Genomic DNA, 15,178 nt, shown 5'->3' on the forward strand with positions numbered 1-15,178 from the left:
AGGTCGTGGTGGCTGCCATCGGCAGCCGGGGTGACGTGCTGCCCTTCACCCACCTCGCGGGGCGCTTCGCCGACGCCGGTCACGAGGTCACCCTCGTCACGCACGCGACGCTGGTCGGCGCCGGGCACCCCGGGCTGAGGGTGGCGGACGTGTCGAGCGACCCCGAGGAGCTGCTCGCCGGGCCGGCCGCCCGAGCCGTACGTCGTGGGAGCCCGCGGCAGCTCAGCCGCACCCGGCAGCTGTTCGCCGACTTCATCGACTCCGCCCGCCAGCCCTCGCTCGAGGCCCTGGACCGGGCGGACGTCCTGGTGGCGTCCACCTTCGCCATCGCCGCGGTCCACGAGGCCCTGGACCGGTCCGTGCCGGTGGTGCGGGCCCACATGTGGCCGGAGCACGCGGACCTGCGGGGGGTCATGCCCCTGCTGCCGTACTCGTGGTGGTTGCCGGCACCGGTCCGGGTCCTCGCCCGACGTGCCCTGCGTAGGGTGGAGCCCTACCTGGGCGGTGTCGACGGGGGGTGGCGGCGCGGGCGGCTGCACCTCGTCGCGCGACACCCGGTGAGCCTGACGACCTCCACGCTCGGCTCGCTCTACGCCTACAGCCCCGAGCTCGTCGCCGACGAGCCGACGGACGGCACGGTGACCGGGTGGTGGACGGGGAGCGGGCCCGACCGTCCGCTGACCCCGCGGGTGGCTCAGGCGCTGGACCACGGCGGGGACTGGATCTACGTCGGCTTTGGGTCGATGCACCAGCGCGACCCGGGCGCCCTGCTGCGCCGGGTGGACGCGGTGTGCGCCCGGCTCGGCGTGCGGGCGGTCGTGCAGGTGCCGGGTGCCCCGGCGGTGGACCTGCCGCACCTTCTGGCCGTCACGGACGAGCCGCACGACGAGCTGTTCCGCCGGGTGCACGCGGTCGTGCACCACGGCGGGGCGGGGACGACCGGGGCGGCGGTCCGGGCGGGTGCCCCGTCGGTCGTCGTCCCACACTTCGCCGACCAGTTCTACTGGGGCAGCCGTCTGCACCTGCTGGGGGTGGCACCCCGCCCGGTCCCCCGGGCCCTGGCGACGACCGGGGCGCTGGCGCGGGCGGTCGAGGCCGCCCTGGACGCACCCGTCCGCCGGCAGGCCCGCGAGCTGGCGGCGCGTGTACGCGGCCAGGACGGGTGCGGGGTCGCCGTCCGGCAGGTCGAGGAGTGGCTGGCCCACGCGGAGAGCAGGTGAGGCCCGCCCTCCCCGCGGCCTCCGACCCCGGCCCGCTGCGGGTCGCCGCGCCCCCGATGGCCCTCGTCGCGCTGGTGCTGCTCCTCGTTGCCCCGCGCTACGGGCCGCACTGGGACGAGCTCTACTTCGGCATGCTGCCTCCCCGGTGGTGGTACGTCGACCAACCGCCGCTGACGGTGTGGCTCACCTGGCTGCTGGGCCGGATGAGCGACGACCTGTGGGTGCAGCGCCTGCCGGGGGTCGTGGCGGCCGTCGCCGGCGCTTTCGTGGCGACCCTGTTCCCGCGAGCCCTCGGTGCCCCGACGTCGGTGCAGCGGCTGGCCGGGTGGGCGCACGCGTTCACCGTCTACCCGCTCATCATGGGCCACCTGTTCACCACCGCGACGCTGGACCTGCTGGCCTGGCAGGTGGTGGTCCTCCTCGTCCTCCGGGCCTGCCTGGGTCACCCGCACGCTCTCCTGTGGGCCGGCACGGTCGCGGGTCTGGCCTGCTGGAACAAGCTGCTGGTCGTCGTCCTCGCGGCGGCCCTGCTCGTCGGCCTGCTGCTGACCCGGCCTTCCCTGCTGCGGACCCGGGACGCCCTGCTGGGCTCGTCGGTCTTCGTCCTCCTCGGCGCGCCCCAGGTGCTCCTGCAACTCGTCCACGGGCTGCCGATGGCCGAGGTCTCCGGCGGCCTCGTGGACGAGCAGGGCGACCTCGTGCGGCTCGTGCTGCTGCCGGCGCTGGCGCTGTTCGCCGGGCCACCGCTGCTACGCGTCTGGCTGAGCGGGTTCCTCACGCCCTGGAGACGCCCCGACCACCCCGCCCGCTTCCTGCTGCCGACCTTCGTGCTCGTCCTCCTGTGGACCTTCGCCAACCCCTCGCAGCCGTACTACCCGGTGGGCGTCTTGCTGCCGGCCCTCGCGGTGGGGTGGGCCACCCCGGCGGTGGCGGACCGGTGGAGCCGCGCGAGGAGCCGGACGGTCGTCACCGCGAACGGCGTGGTGGCGTGCCTGCTCTGCCTGCCGGTCCTGCCGCCCACCGAGACGTGGGTGTCCGCCGTGTCCCGGCTCAACCCGACCATCCGCGACCAGGTCGGCTGGACCGGCTACGCTCAGCAGATCAGCGACCTGCGCCGACCCGGCGAGGCCGTCGTCACCGACACCTACGCCCTGGCCGGCGCCGTGCACCGCTACGGGAGCTCGGCCGACCGGGCCGCGGTGCACTCGGGGCACAACGCGCTCTGGGACCTGGGGCCGCCCGAGGGGGACGAGGTCCTGCTGGTCGGCGAGGACGCCGTCGCCCGACGGGGGGACTTCGGCCGCTGCGGGGCGGCGACGGAGCTCGACACCGGCCCGGTGGTGCATCCCCGGCTCGAGCACGTGCCCGTCCTGCACTGCGTGGACCCGGTCGCCGACTGGGCGACGCTGTGGCCACGGTTCCGCCGCCTGGGCGGATGACCGGGTCCCCCCGCGTCAGGGGGACCGGACGGCCAGCACACGCACGGACTCGACCACCAGGGTCAGCACCAGGCTGCCCACGATGATGATCTGCCCGGTGCCCTCCTGAACCAGGGCGGGCGGCACCTGGTTCTCCGCGCAGAACACGAGCGCCACCACGGCCAGCGTGCCCCGGACCGCTCGACCGCTCTCGAGCCACCGTGTCTCCGGGCGCACCGCCGAGAGCAGGAGACCGGCTGCCGGGACCACGAAGGCCATGACGACCCCGGCCAGGTGGACGGCACCGGTGTCACCGGCGGGGAAGACAGCGGCGACCACGAGGCCCAGCCCCATGACCACGACGCTGCCCGCGAGCAGGCGGCCCCAGCGCGGGGTCAGCGCCAGCGCGGCGCCCGCGAGCAGCACCCCGGTCGACGCCAGGCCGACGTTGAAGGCGGCCGACCCCGGCGAGCAGATCCACCGTCCACCCCGAGGACGGCACGCACCGTCCCCCAGGTCGCTGAACATGTTCACCGTCCACACGAAGGTCGTCCCGGTGGTCCGCAGGGCGACGACCACGGTGACGACGAAGAGGACGATGGCGACCAGCACACCCGCCGCACCCAGGACGGGCCATCGGGGCGAGACCGGGGGGCGGGTCATGTCGGGAGGTCCTCCGGCCTCGGCGGCCAGCGTCTGCAACGGTCGTGGCGGCCGGTCGGGGACGGGCCGCGCCCCTCCGCTGCGACCAGGGGCAGCCGGGCCGCCACCGACCGGTCGAAGTGGGAACGGTAGCACCGCGGGCCGTCGGGACCGCGGGGAGGCGCTAGGTTGGGCCCGGACCGAGACCGAGACGAGGAGGCGACCGCGATGAGCGCTGTGCCGACCTGGGCCGCCCCCCACGTCCAGGGCGCCCTCGACGCCCGGGTCCGCGTGCCCGGCAGCAAGTCCCTCACCAACCGGTGGCTGGTGCTGGCGCTGCTGGCCGACGGCCCCAGCACGCTGCGGCACCCGTTGCACTCCGACGACAGCCGGCGGATGGTCGACGCCTTGCGCGCCCTCGGGGCGGGGGTGGACGACGACGACCCGGCCGCCTGGGTGGTCCGACCGCCGTGGGGCGGACCGCGCGGCGACGTGGACATCGACTGCGGTCAGGCCGGCACCGTGATGCGCTTCGTGCCACCGGTCGCCGCGCTGGCGGACGGGCCGGTGCGCTTCGACGGGCACCACTCGGCGCGTGCCCGCCCGGTGGGGCCGGTCCTCGACGGGTTGCGGGCGCTCGGTGCCGAGATCAAGGAGGAGGGCCACGGCACCCTGCCCTTCGTCGTCAGGGGCGGCCCGTCCGACGAGTCGGGGTCCTCCGAGGGCGGCGGTGCGGCCGCGCCCCCCGTCGTGCGCATCGACGCCTCGGCCAGCTCACAGTTCGTCTCGGCGCTGCTCCTGGCAGGGGCGGCGTACCCGCGTGGTCTGCGGCTGGAGCACACCGGGACGACGCTGCCCAGCCTCCCCCACGTCGAGATGACGCTCGACGCCCTGGCCACGGTCGGGGTCGAGGTGGAGCGCACCAGCCCGACCAGCTGGCTGGTCCACCCGGGGGAGGTCCGGGCGGTCGACATCACCGTGGAGCCCGACCTCTCCTCCGCGGCCCCTTTCCTCGCCCTCGCGGCCGTCACTGGTGGCCGGGTCGTCGTGGCCGACTGGCCGGAGCGCACCACCCAGCCCGGCGCCCGGATGAGGGACGTGCTGGCGGCCATGGGCGCCAGCACCGAGCTCACCCCGCAGGGACTGGCCGTCCGGGGCGCACCCGCGGGACGGCTCGAGGGGGTGGACCTCGACCTGTCCGAGGTCGGCGAGCTCACCCCCGTCGTCGCCGCCCTGTGCGCCCTGGCCCGGACCCCGAGCCGGCTGCGCGGGATCGCCCACCTGCGGGGGCACGAGACCGACCGGATCGCGGCGCTGGTCACCGAGCTGGCCCGGCTGGGCGCCGGCGCCCGGGAGACGGCCGACGGCCTGGAGATCGAGCCCGCCCCCCTCACCGGGACGCGGCTGCGGACCTATCACGACCACCGCATGGCGATGTTCGCCGCCGTGCTCGGAGCGGTCGTCCCCGGGGTCGAGGTCGAGGACGTCGCCACCGCGGGCAAGACCTTCCCGGGCTTCGACCGGGTCTGGTCGGAGGCGGTCGCCACCGGTATACCGTCAGGGCCGCGGGCACCCGCGTCACCCGAGGACAGGGACGGCCGGGAGTCCCCGTGAGCGGGCGCTACGACCACCTCGACGAGTCCTCCGTCCGGGTGCGCCCCTCCCGCAAGGGGTCGCGCCCGCGGACCAAGGACCGCCCGGCCCACGAGGACGCCGTCGTGGGGGTCGTCACCACCGTCGACCGGGGGCGCTACACCACCCGCGTCCAGGACCGCACCGTCGTCGCCATGCGCGCTCGCGAGCTCGGCCGCAGCCGCATCGTCGTCGGCGACCGGGTGGGCATGGTCGGGGACACCACCGGCCGACCGGACACGCTGGCCCGGATCGTGCGGGTCGAGGACCGGCGCACCGTGCTCCGCCGGAGCGCGGACGACACGGACGCGGTGGAGCGGGTCATCGTCGCCAACGCCGACCAGCTCGTCATCGTCACCGCCCTGGCCGATCCGGCGCCCCGCGAGCGCATGGTCGACCGCTGCCTGGTCGCGGCCTACGACGCCGGGCTCGAGCCGCTGCTGCTCCTCACCAAGGCCGACCTGGCGGACCCGGCCGACTTCCTGCGCCACTACACCGCGCTCGACGTGCCCTCGGTGGTGACCGGCAGCTCCGGCACGGGCGAGGTTCGTGCCCTCGAGCCGGATGCCGTGGGCCGCGTCCGGTCACTCCTCCAGGACCGCACAAGCGTCCTCGTGGGTCATTCGGGCGTGGGCAAGTCCACGCTCGTCAACGCGCTGGTGCCGGACGCCCTGCGCGCGACGGGCGAGGTCAACGCTGTCACCGGCCGCGGTCGGCATACCTCGACCTCGGCGATCGCCCTGGAGCTGCCGGGGGGCGGCTGGGTCGTGGACACCCCCGGGGTCCGGTCCTTCGGGCTGGGACACGTCGACCCGGGCACCTTCGTCGAGCACTTCGACGACCTCGCCGGAGGGACCGCCGGGTGCCCGCGCGGGTGCAGCCACGACGAACCGGACTGCGCTCTCGACGCGTGGGTGGACGAGGGCCACGCCGGCCCGGCGGGGGCCGCGCGCCTGGAGTCGCTGCGACGGCTGCTGCGCAGCCGCGGCGGCGATGAGCACGGCTGAGCGCTGACCAGCGGCTACGGTGAGCGGGTGCCTGGATACGACGACGACCTGAGACTCGCCCACGTCCTCGCCGACGCGGTGGAGCGCACCTCGCTCGACCTCTTCGGCTCGTGGGAGGACGAGGTCGAGGTCGGCCCGGACGGATCGCTGCGCACACCGGCCGCGGCTCGCCTGGAGGAGCTGCTGCGGCACCAGCTGCAGCGCACGCGGCCGCGGGACCGGGTGGAGGGCCGCATGCTCGAGGCGACCGGTCACGGTGCGCGACGTTGGGTGATCGACCCGATCGACGGCGCCGCCAACTACGTCCGGGGCGTGCCGGTGTGGGCCACGCTCATCAGCCTGGTGGTGGAGGACCAGCCGGTGCTCGGCCTGGTGGCCGCACCGATGCTCTCCCGACGGTGGTGGGCCGGCGTCGGGTCCGGCGCCTGGACCGGCCGCACGCTGGCGCGGGCCCGGCGCATCGCCGTCTCCGAAACCCGCGTGCTGGGTCACGCCTCGCTGTCCGCGGACGACGTCGCGGGCTGGGTCCACGGGCCGCACGGACCTGGCTTCGCGGCCCTGACCGACCGGGTGTGGCGCACCCGCGCCTTCGGGGACTTCTGGAGCCACGCCCTGGTCGCCGAGGGCGCGGCGGACGTCGCGCTCGCGGCCTGGGCCGACCCGGTGCAGCTCGCGACGCTCGCCCCGCTGCTGCGCGAGGCCGGCGGGACGGTGACCGACCCGGAGGGCGCCCCCGCAGCCCTCCCGCTCGGGCCAGGCAGCACCGGTCACCCCGTCGTCGCCTCGAACGGGCACCTCCACGAGGAGGTCCTCACCACGCTGTCCGTCGGCGCAGAGCCGGTTCAGGGATGAGGGGGCGGGCCGCCGGCCACCTGGACGTCGGCGAGCCCTGAGCGGGCGACGCCCTCGAGTGCGACCGGGTCACCCACCACGACGACGGTCCAGCCCGGGCCGGTGCGCACCGCGTCCCAGGCGCCCGCCGCCCGCTCGACGGTGAGCGCCGCGAGGTCGGTCATGGTCTGCGTCACGACAGCGGGCTCGAGGCCGTCGTGCAGCAACGAGACCAGCTCGTCGGCGACCGTGTCCGCGGTGAGGTAGCGGGAGGGCGCGGTCATCGCCAGGTAGTCGGCCGCCTCCCGCACCTCGCGCCCGGTCAGCTCGGCGCCCGGCACCGCCAGGATGCGCAGGGTCTCCTCCAGGGCCGGCAGCGTGGCATCGGCTCGCACCGACCCGCCCACCATGCACTGACCGCCCTGCCGACGGGGACGGAACCCCAGCCGCATGCCGTAGGTGTAGCCGCGCTCCTCCCGCAGCACCCGGTCCAGGCGGGCGTGCGGTGCCCCGCCGAAGAGCATCCCGAGGGCCTGGTAGGTGCCCCAGCCGTGCTCCGTGCGACGGTCCGGCCCGGGGCGGCCGAGCATCAGCTCGGTCTGCGCCGCGCCGGGGCGGGGCACCAGCACCAGCCGCTCGGCGTCCGGGGCGCGACGTGACGCCCCGCCGACGGCGGCCGGCACGGCGGTGCTGCGCCAGGAGCCGAAGGTGCTCGAGAGCAGGCCGGCGGCGTCCGGGACGTCCGACAGGTCCCCGGCCAGCACGAGGGTGCCTCCCACCGGGGACAGACCCGCGTGGCGGTCTGCGAGCACGTCCGACGTCAGGGTGCCGACGGTGCTCGCCGAGCCACCCAGCGGCAGGTGCGCCCGGCCCTGAGGGTCGAAGTAGGCCGTGCGGAACTCGTGGCCGGCGCACCCGGTGGGGTCCGCCAGCTCGTGGGCGAGGTCGGTGAGTCGGTGCCGGACCAGTCGGGACACCTCGGGAGCGGGGAAGGTCGGCTCGGTCAGGCACTCCAGCAGCAGCTCGACCGCGGCGGGCAGGTGCCGGGCCGTGACCTCCAGCCCCAGGTGCACGCCCTGCTCCCCCGCGCCCGCTCCCAGGGCGATGCCGTGCCGCTCGGCGACCTCCGCGAGCTCGGTGGCGCTGTGCGTGGTCGTCCCCTCGTCCAGGCAGCGCGCCATGAGCAGCGTCGAGCCCTCGGTGCCCGGCGTCTCGTCGGCGACCGGGGCCGGCAGGGCGAGCCGCAGCGAGAGGACGTGCTGGCCGGGGAGGTCGACCAGCAGGATCCGCAGCCCGTTCGGGGCCACGGTGCTCTCCGCCTCGGGGAAGGCCCACGGGCGAGGTGGTCCCACCGGCGGACGTCGCCGGACGCGCGCGACCGTCATACCTCGGGCTCCCACCGGTAGACCAGGGTCGCGAGGGCCGACGGGACGAGATGGCGCGCGGCCGCGTCGCGGATCTCGTCGGCCCCGACCGCCAGGACCTCGTCCAGATGACGGGTGACCTGGGCCGGGTCCGCGAAGAGCAGGGTGGCACGGCTGAGCAGGTCGGCGCGTTCGTCGTAGCCCGCGAGAGCCTCTGACCAGGACCGCTCGCTGTCCGCCCGCGACGCCTCCAGCTCCACCGGCCGAGGCCCGTCCGCGGCGAACTCCTCGAGGATCTGTGCGATCTCCTGCTCGACCTCGCGGGGATCCGTCCCCTCCGTCACGTCGGCGACGATCAGACCGACCGACGTGCCGTCGCGCAGGCCGAGCACGGACGCCGAGGCACCGCTGGCGCTCTCCGCGCCGCGCAGCAGCCGCTCGTGCACCAGCGAGATGCCGAGCGAGGCGATCGCGTCCAGCGCGAGCGCGCACGGGAGGAAGCCCGGGTCGGTCGCAGCGGGCAGTCGGGCGGCGATGTAGAGGCGCTCGGACGGTGCCTGCGGGTCGGTCACGACGCGGCGCACCGGCTGCTCCAGCGGGGGCAGCGCCGCGGTGGGCGCAGGACGGGGCGTCGTGCCGTCGGTCAGGTGGCCGAAGTAGCGCTCGACGAGCTCGAAGCCCTCCTCCGGCCCGATATCGCCGACCAGGGTGAGGACGCTGGTCCGCGGCCCGTAGTGCGAGCGGTAGAAGTCGTGGGCGTCCTGCAGGGTCGCGGCGGCGAGGTCGTCCATCGACCCGATCGTGGGATGGGCGTAGGGGTGGTCCGGCGGGAACAGCATGTCGCACAGGGCGGCCAGGGCGGTGCCGTAGGGCACGGTGTCATAGCGCTGACGCTTCTCCTCCACGACCACGTCCCGCTGGTTGTCGAGGTTCTCCTGGGTCAGCGCCGGCAGGAGGTGACCGTGCCGGTCCGCCTCGAGCCAGAGGGCCAGCTCCAGGCAGGAGCTCGGGACGGACTGCACGTAGGCGGTCCGGTCGAAGTTCGTGGAGGCGTTGGCCCGGCCGCCGTGCGCCATGAGCGTGGCCATGTGCTCCCCCTCGGCCACGAGCTCGCTCCCCTGGAACATCAGGTGCTCGAAGAGGTGCGCCAGGCCGGTGCGGCCCGGCTCCTCGTGCCGTGAGCCCACGTCGACCCACAGGCTCATGCTCACGCTCGGCACGGCGTGGTCCTCGCTCACGACGACCTGCAGACCATTGGGCAGGGTCCGGTGGGCCACGGGAAGGTCGAGGGGCATAGGAGCGACACCCTATGCGGTCGGGCACGGAGGGTCGGGGCCGACACGACGAAGGCCCGGACCGAGTGGTCCGGGCCTTCGTGCGCGTCCGACGCGATGCGTAGCGGGGGCAGGATTTGAACCTGCGACCTCCGGGTTATGAGCCCGGCGAGCTACCGAACTGCTCCACCCCGCGTCGTGGTGAGCACTACTTTACGTGATGGTGAAGTGCACACCAAATCCGTGACAGGTCAGGGCTCCTCGGTCTGGGTGGCGGCGTCCTCGTCACCACCGTCGACGCTGACCGACCCACCGGCGGGGTCGGCCTCGACGGCCCGGTCGATCGCCTCGCGCAACCGCTCCTGGGCCTGGCCGTAGGCCTCCCAGTCGCTCTCGGCGAGAGCGGCCTGACCGTCCTCGTAGGCCGACTCGATGTCGGCGAGCGCCTGGGCCAGGGCGTCCTGGTCGACCTCGCCCGAGCCCTGCCCGGAGCCGTCGTCCTCGCCGCCGGAGCCCTCGCCCGATCCTTCCTCGCCCGACCCGTCCTCGGTCGGTCCCGAGTCGTCGGCGTCGCCGGCGGTCGCTCCGGAGTCCCCGCCGAAGAGCTCGTCCAGGGCGCCGTCGAGGGTGTCCGACCAGGCGAGGTCGTTGCCGAAGGCCACCACGACGATGCGCTGCAGCGGGTAGGCGTTGTTGCCCTGCGCCTGCACGTAGACCGGCTCGACGTAGAGCAGACCACCGCCCACCGGCAGCGTGAGCAGGTTGCCCAGCCGCACCGTCGAGTCGCTGCTGCGGTTGAGGTTGAGGAACTGGGACAGCGTCTGGCTGAAGGCGTCGGAGTTGGCGTCCGAGGAGTTGATGTCGTTCTGGAACTGCCCCGGTCCGCGGACGGTGGTGTCACGGGGCAGGACCAGCATGCGCATCTGCCCGTAGCCCTCGCGCCGCTCCCCCGCCGTCGCCCCGGCGTCGGCGTCCACGGCCAGATAACCGGTGAGGTTCTGGCGCTGGTTGCCGCGCGGGATGTAGGTCGTCGTCAGGCTGAAGGTCGGCTCCTCCTGCCCGGGCATCGCCACCGACAGGTAGTGCGGCGGGATGTCCGGCGGGCTCTCGCCGCCCACGCTCGGGTCCTCGGAGACCGCCCAGAAGTCCTGCCCGGTGAAGAAGGACCCGGCGTCCTGGACGTGGTAGCGCGAGAGGATCTCGCGCTGCACCTTGAACATGTCCTCGGGGTAGCGCAGGTGGTCCATGAGCTGTCCGTCGATCTCGGACAGCGGCTGGACGGTGTTGTCGAAGGCGGCGGACCAGGCCTGGAGCAGCGGGTCCTCCTCGTCCCAGGCATACAGCTCGATCGAGCCGTCGTAGGCGTCGACGGTCGCCTTGACCGAGTTGCGGATGTAGTTGACCTCGCCACCGCCGATGGAGGTGACGTTGCTCGCCCCGCTCTGCAGCGAGTCGAGGGTGACCTCGCCCAGCTCCTCCATCTGGCTGTAGGGGTAGCGGTCGCTCACGGTGTAACCGTCGACGATCCACTTCACCCGACCGTCGACCACGGCCGGGTAGGGGTTGCCGTCGAGCCGCAGCCATGGGGCGACCCGCTCGACCCGGTCCCGGGGCTCGCGGACCTCCAGCATCCGGGACTCGGAGTTGACCGAGTCCGAGAGCATGATCTCGACCTGGCGGTACTTCACCGCGTAGGCCGCCCGACGCAGCACGTTGCCGATGGCGACGCCCCCGTCACCGTCGTAGGTGTTGCGGACCTCACCGGTGTCCTGGCCGCTGGCCGGGTAGTCGAGCTCCCGCGGAGCCTGGTCCTCGGGCGCCCCCACGATGGAGTACTCCGGGGAGGACTCGCCGAAGTAGATCCGCGGCTCGTAGTCCCCGAGCCCGCCCACCGGCGGGATGTTGCGCTCGTAGAAGATCGGCTCGCCCTCCGGCGAGCGCCGGTTGCCGTAGCCGGCGACGACGCCGAAGCCGTGGGTGTAGACCGTGTGGTCGTTGACCCAGTTGCGCTGGCCCTCGGAGATGCCCTCGAGGTTGAGCTCGCGCACGGCGATGACCGTGTCGACGGTCTCGCCGTCCACCTCGTAGCTGTCGACGTCGAGCGCCTCGGGGAACTGGTAGTAGTTGCGGACGCCCTGGAGCTGCCGGAAGGTCGGGGACACCACCGACGGGTCGACGATGCGGATCCCGGGGATCGTGTCGGCGTCGCTGCGCAGCTGCCCGGACTCGGCCTCGGTCTCGGCGTCGTAGTCGATCATCTCCGCGTCGTCCAGGTCGTAGGCGGTGAGCGTGGAGTCGATCGCCCGCTGGATGTAGGGGGCCTCCAGCTGCGCCTCCGAGGGCCGTACCCGGAACTGCTGGACCAGCGAGGGGTAGGCGCCGCCCAGGACCAGGGCCACGACGAGCAGCCCCACCAGGCTGATGATCGGCAGCCGCCACGACCGGCTCCAGATCGTGGCGATGAAGAAGGCCGCGCACAGCAGCGCCGCCACCGCGAGGATGCTGCGCGTGGGCAGCAGCGCGTTGACGTCGGTGTACGTCATACCAGTGATGCGTTCGTGCTGCGTCATCGACAGCGTGTAGCGCTCGACCCAGTAGCCGGCGGCCCGGACGACGAGCAGGAGACCCAGCAGGACCGCGAGGTGGATGCGGGCGGCCGTGGTCGTGCGCTGCCCCCGGGACCCGGTCTGCAGCTGGATGCCGCCGTAGATGTAGTGGGTCAGCAGGGCCCCGATGAGACTGAGGCCCAGCACCAGGGTCCCGAAGGAGATGAGCATCTGCCAGAACGGCAGGCTGAAGACGAAGAAGCCCACGTCCATGTTGTGATGCGGGTCGACCTCGCCGAAGGGTCGACGGTTCAGGAAGAGCAGGACCGTCTGCCACTGCGCGGCCGCCGCGGTCCCGGCGAAGAGCCCGAGCACCACGGGCCCGGCGATGAAGACCAGCCGGCGGATCGGGTCGAGCGCGCTGCGGTAACGGTCCAGCGCCGCCTGCTCCGGCGTGGAGGGTGCGTAGATCGGCCGGTGCCGCCAGGCAAGCCACAGGCCGGACCAGACGACAGCGGTCGTCAGGGCCGCGGCGAGCACGAACAACCCGACCTGGGTGAGCAGGCGGGTCACCAGGACACCGCGGAACCCGACCGACTCGTACCAGAGGAACTGCGTCCACAGCGTGGCGCCCCATCCCGCGAGCGCCAGCAGGGCCACGACGATGAGGACGGTCGGCAGCAGTCGGCCGCGGGGCAGCCGACCCCCGGGACCCCCACGCTGCGGGCGCGGACGCGGCCCCTGTCCGCCACCCCCGCCGGAACCACCGGACCCTCCGGCGCCTCCGGCGGTGCCACCGGCACCACCCGCGGGCGTGGGGCCCGTACCGGCTGCGGAGGACCCGCTCCCCTGGGTCTCGTCCGGCTCCGGGCCCTGCTCTGGCTCGCGCTCACTCACCGGGCAAGCCTAACTGCCGTCCCTGAGGACCTGGCCCCGGTCCCCGGCCCGGATGCGACGATGGAGGCGTGCCGACCACCGAGACCTCCTCCCCCGACCAGGCCCACCCCGGTCCGCTGCTGCGTGCGGCCGTCGACGTCGAGAAGCACGTGGCGCAGGCCGGGTGGGACCAACCGCCCCGGCTCTTCGCCCTGGTGCGCACCAGCCTGCTCAGGGACCGCGAACCCGCCCTCGCCACCCAGCTGCGCACCCCGGACGACGAGGGCTACACCGCCGTCGAGCAGGAACGGCTCCCCCGACGCCGGACCTGGAGTCGCTGCTCGGGCGGATGGCCTGGCCCCCCGACGTCGAGGGGGTCGCCCTCGCCATCGAGCGAATCGTGGTGCCGCCCGAGGCAGAACGTGATCTGCCCGAGGACCGTCGGGAGGCGACCGACGCCCTGATGGCGCATCCCGCCCGCAAGGACGTCCGGTTGCTCGCCGCGTGCCTGCGGGACGGTGAGCGCACCTGCCTGCTGCGCCAGCGCGACTTCGACGAGGACGACGCGGTCGCGGTCGGCCAGGACCTCGCGCCCGGACTGACGCACGCCCTGGCCGCCACCCTGGTCGAGGAGGACTAACCGGTCTGCTCGGCCTCGTCCTCGAGCTCCTGCTCGCACGTGGGCAGACCCAGCTCGCCGAGCTCCGAGGGCTCGGCGGCCGACACCTCGTCGAGGACCGACAGGGCGTCGTCGAAGGTGGTCACGGGGATGACGGTCAGCCCCCGGGGGTCGGCCTCGGCGACCTCGCCGCAGTTGTCGCTCGGCGCGAGGAAGACCTCGGCGCCCGCCTCGCGGGCGGCATACATCTTCTGGGTGATCCCGCCGATCCCCCCGACACCCCCCGCGCCCGTGATGGTGCCGGTCCCGGCGATCGACCGCCCGCCGGTCAACGGGCCCGGGGTGATCTCGTCGTAGACGGCCAGCGAGAACATCAGCCCGGCGCTCGGACCGCCGACGTTGCCCGCGTCGATCGTGACGTCGTAGGGGTTGTCGTAGACCGGCGCGAGGTAGACGCCCACGATGGTGCGGCCACTCTCCTCGTCCAGCCGGGTCGGCACCTGGAGCTCGAGCTCCTCGCCCGCGCGACGCACGGTCACCGGCACCTCCTCCCCGGGCTCGAAGGCCTGGATCTGGTCCCGCACCGCGGTGGTGTCACCCACCTGCGTACCGGCCACGTCGAGGATCTCGTCCTCCACCTCGAGGACCCCATCGGCGGGCGCGTCGGCGATCACCTGGGCCACGACGACGCTCTCGGCGATCTCCACGCCCTGGGCCCGGAGGGCGACCACGGCGGCGTCGTCCTGGGAGTGCTGCATGAGCTCGGTGTTCTGCTCCCGCACCTGCTCCGCGGTGACGTCCTCGGGGAAGACCTCCTCGCGGGGGACCACGGACGTGGACGGGTCCAGCGCGCCCCGCAGCGCCTCCCACGCGGTGACGGTGTCCCCCGGGCCCCCTTGCAGCCGGATCGTGGTGAAGTAGAGGTGACCCGTGGCGTCGTCGTAGCTCTCGAGCTCCTGGTCCACGCTGACGACATCCGCGCCGTCGACCTCCCCCAACGTGTCGTAGACCGGGCCGGGCACGTAGATGACCCGTTGGACCGGGACGAGGTTGAGGAGCGAGCCGATCACCACACCGACAGCCACGACCACGAGGAGCAGGGCCGAGCGGCGACCGACCCGCGTGTGCGGCGGTTGCTCCAGGGGTGTCGTGCCGGCGTCCGGTCGGTCCGTGGCACCGCCGGTCACAGTCCCACCCACTCGTGCGCCTGGTCGCCGAACTGCTGTCGCTTCCAGACCGGTATGCCCTGCTTCAGCTCCTCGATCAACCGGCGGCCGGCCTCGAAGGCCAGGCCCCGGTGGTCGGCCGAGACCGCGCAGACGACCGCGAGATCACCCACCTCGAGCTGTCCCACACGGTGCACGGCATACACCCCGCGCACCTCCGCCGGCGCGGCCACGGCGGACGCCAGGTCACGCAGCCTCGCCTCGGCGTCGGGATGGGCCGAGTAGTCCAGCCGGGTCACCCCTTCGCGACCCCCGTCGTGCTCCCGGACCGTGCCCACGAAGAGCGTCACCGCCCCCGCGCGTGGGTGGCGCACCGCGGCGAAGGCCTCGTCCAGCGACAGCGGCTCCCCGCTGACGCCCGCGACGATCGTCTGGTCCTCGGTCACCGCGTCATCATGCCCCATCCGCCACCGGCCCGCGTCGCCCGGCCCGCACCTGGCCGCGGAGGGAACTCTGAGCGGTCCGCAGGTGTTGTCCCGGTGCCGACCGTCACGGCGGTGCGCGACCACGCAGGCCACCCGGT

13 protein-coding genes and 1 tRNA gene are annotated in these 15,178 nt (G+C 73.9%); 7 read left to right on the top strand and 7 right to left on the bottom strand.

Features of this window, described 5'->3' with window-relative positions; genetic code table 11:
• Positions 1-5 precede the first annotated feature (5 nt).
• Positions 6-1,220, top strand: a complete 1,215-nt coding sequence (locus tag FU792_RS11160) for a glycosyltransferase (protein ID WP_161600247.1) — start codon at positions 6-8, stop codon at positions 1,218-1,220.
• On the top strand, positions 1,217-2,659 hold the full coding sequence (locus FU792_RS11165) for a glycosyltransferase family 39 protein (RefSeq protein ID WP_022925028.1): 1,443 nt from the start codon (positions 1,217-1,219) through the stop codon (positions 2,657-2,659). Before FU792_RS11160 ends, FU792_RS11165 begins: the two co-directional genes overlap by 4 nt.
• 15 nt (positions 2,660-2,674) lie before the next feature.
• Here the strand turns inward: FU792_RS11165 and FU792_RS11170 are convergent, their stop codons facing one another.
• Complete coding sequence (locus tag FU792_RS11170; RefSeq protein WP_022925029.1) at positions 2,675-3,301, bottom strand: DUF998 domain-containing protein; 627 nt, start codon at positions 3,299-3,301, stop codon at positions 2,675-2,677.
• Positions 3,302-3,508: 207 nt separating this feature from the next.
• On the opposite strand from FU792_RS11170, the gene aroA reads away from it, so the two are divergent.
• The 3 genes from aroA to FU792_RS11185 are packed head-to-tail and all read left to right on the top strand — an operon-like array spanning position 3,509 to position 6,771.
• A complete protein-coding gene (gene aroA, locus FU792_RS11175) occupies positions 3,509-4,894 on the top strand; it encodes a 3-phosphoshikimate 1-carboxyvinyltransferase (protein ID WP_022925030.1) in 1,386 nt (461 codons plus the stop codon).
• Positions 4,891-5,919 carry a ribosome small subunit-dependent GTPase A gene (gene rsgA / locus FU792_RS11180; protein WP_028131014.1) on the top strand — a complete coding sequence of 343 codons (1,029 nt, stop codon included), beginning with the start codon at positions 4,891-4,893 and terminating at the stop codon, positions 5,917-5,919. The genes aroA and rsgA overlap by 4 nt, the downstream gene beginning before the upstream one ends.
• Positions 5,920-5,946: 27 nt before the next feature.
• On the top strand, positions 5,947-6,771 hold the full coding sequence (locus FU792_RS11185; RefSeq protein ID WP_022925032.1) for an inositol monophosphatase family protein: 825 nt from the start codon (positions 5,947-5,949) through the stop codon (positions 6,769-6,771).
• Here FU792_RS11185 and FU792_RS11190 read toward each other — a convergent pair.
• From FU792_RS11190 to FU792_RS11205, 4 genes are all read right to left on the bottom strand, one after another.
• A complete protein-coding gene (locus FU792_RS11190; protein ID WP_022925033.1) occupies positions 6,762-8,135 on the bottom strand; it encodes a M16 family metallopeptidase in 1,374 nt (457 codons plus the stop codon). The genes FU792_RS11185 and FU792_RS11190 overlap by 10 nt on opposite strands.
• Complete coding sequence (locus tag FU792_RS11195; protein ID WP_022925034.1) at positions 8,132-9,409, bottom strand: M16 family metallopeptidase; 1,278 nt, start codon at positions 9,407-9,409, stop codon at positions 8,132-8,134. The genes FU792_RS11190 and FU792_RS11195 overlap by 4 nt, the downstream gene beginning before the upstream one ends.
• A gap of 101 nt (positions 9,410-9,510) precedes the next feature.
• Positions 9,511-9,584: transfer RNA gene (locus FU792_RS11200), tRNA-Met, on the bottom strand.
• A 55-nt stretch (positions 9,585-9,639) separates the two neighbouring features.
• Positions 9,640-12,831: a UPF0182 family membrane protein gene (locus FU792_RS11205; RefSeq protein ID WP_022925035.1), complete on the bottom strand. Its 3,192-nt coding sequence runs from the start codon at positions 12,829-12,831 to the stop codon at positions 9,640-9,642.
• Positions 12,832-12,899: 68 nt separating this feature from the next.
• Between FU792_RS11205 and FU792_RS11215 the strand changes: the two genes are divergently transcribed.
• Positions 12,900-13,274 carry a PPA1309 family protein gene (locus tag FU792_RS11215; protein ID WP_338101202.1) on the top strand — a complete coding sequence of 125 codons (375 nt, stop codon included), beginning with the start codon at positions 12,900-12,902 and terminating at the stop codon, positions 13,272-13,274.
• Entirely contained in the window at positions 13,160-13,450 is a 291-nt protein-coding gene (locus tag FU792_RS18885; RefSeq protein WP_338101117.1) for a PPA1309 family protein, read from the top strand. Before FU792_RS11215 ends, FU792_RS18885 begins: the two co-directional genes overlap by 115 nt.
• Here FU792_RS18885 and FU792_RS11220 read toward each other — a convergent pair.
• Together FU792_RS11220 and FU792_RS11225 are read right to left on the bottom strand one after the other, a co-directional pair.
• Positions 13,447-14,616, bottom strand: a complete 1,170-nt coding sequence (locus FU792_RS11220; protein WP_022925037.1) for a YlbL family protein — start codon at positions 14,614-14,616, stop codon at positions 13,447-13,449. The two genes, FU792_RS18885 and FU792_RS11220, sit on opposite strands and share 4 nt — an antisense overlap.
• The gene (locus FU792_RS11225; RefSeq protein ID WP_022925038.1) at positions 14,613-15,041 is read right to left on the bottom strand and encodes a molybdenum cofactor biosynthesis protein MoaE; all 429 of its coding nucleotides are present in this window, start codon (positions 15,039-15,041) and stop codon (positions 14,613-14,615) included. Before FU792_RS11225 ends, FU792_RS11220 begins: the two co-directional genes overlap by 4 nt.
• Between the last annotated feature and the right edge of the window lie 137 nt (positions 15,042-15,178).

It is taken from the genome of Serinicoccus marinus DSM 15273 (genome assembly GCF_008386315.1).
GTDB classification, from domain to species: Bacteria; Actinomycetota; Actinomycetes; order Actinomycetales; family Dermatophilaceae; genus Ornithinicoccus; species Ornithinicoccus marinus.

What these genes read in the sequence shown, in the direction of transcription:
- FU792_RS11170 (WP_022925029.1), bottom strand. Translation starts at nt 3,301, where the DNA reads ATGACCCGCCCCCCGGTCTCGCCCCGATGGCCCGTCCTGGGTGCGGCG.
- aroA (WP_022925030.1), top strand. Translation starts at nt 3,509, where the DNA reads ATGAGCGCTGTGCCGACCTGGGCCGCCCCCCACGTCCAGGGCGCCCTC.
- FU792_RS11190 (WP_022925033.1), bottom strand. Translation starts at nt 8,135, where the DNA reads ATGACGGTCGCGCGCGTCCGGCGACGTCCGCCGGTGGGACCACCTCGC.
- FU792_RS11195 (WP_022925034.1), bottom strand. Translation starts at nt 9,409, where the DNA reads ATGCCCCTCGACCTTCCCGTGGCCCACCGGACCCTGCCCAATGGTCTG.
- FU792_RS18885 (WP_338101117.1), top strand. Translation starts at nt 13,160, where the DNA reads ATGGCCTGGCCCCCCGACGTCGAGGGGGTCGCCCTCGCCATCGAGCGA.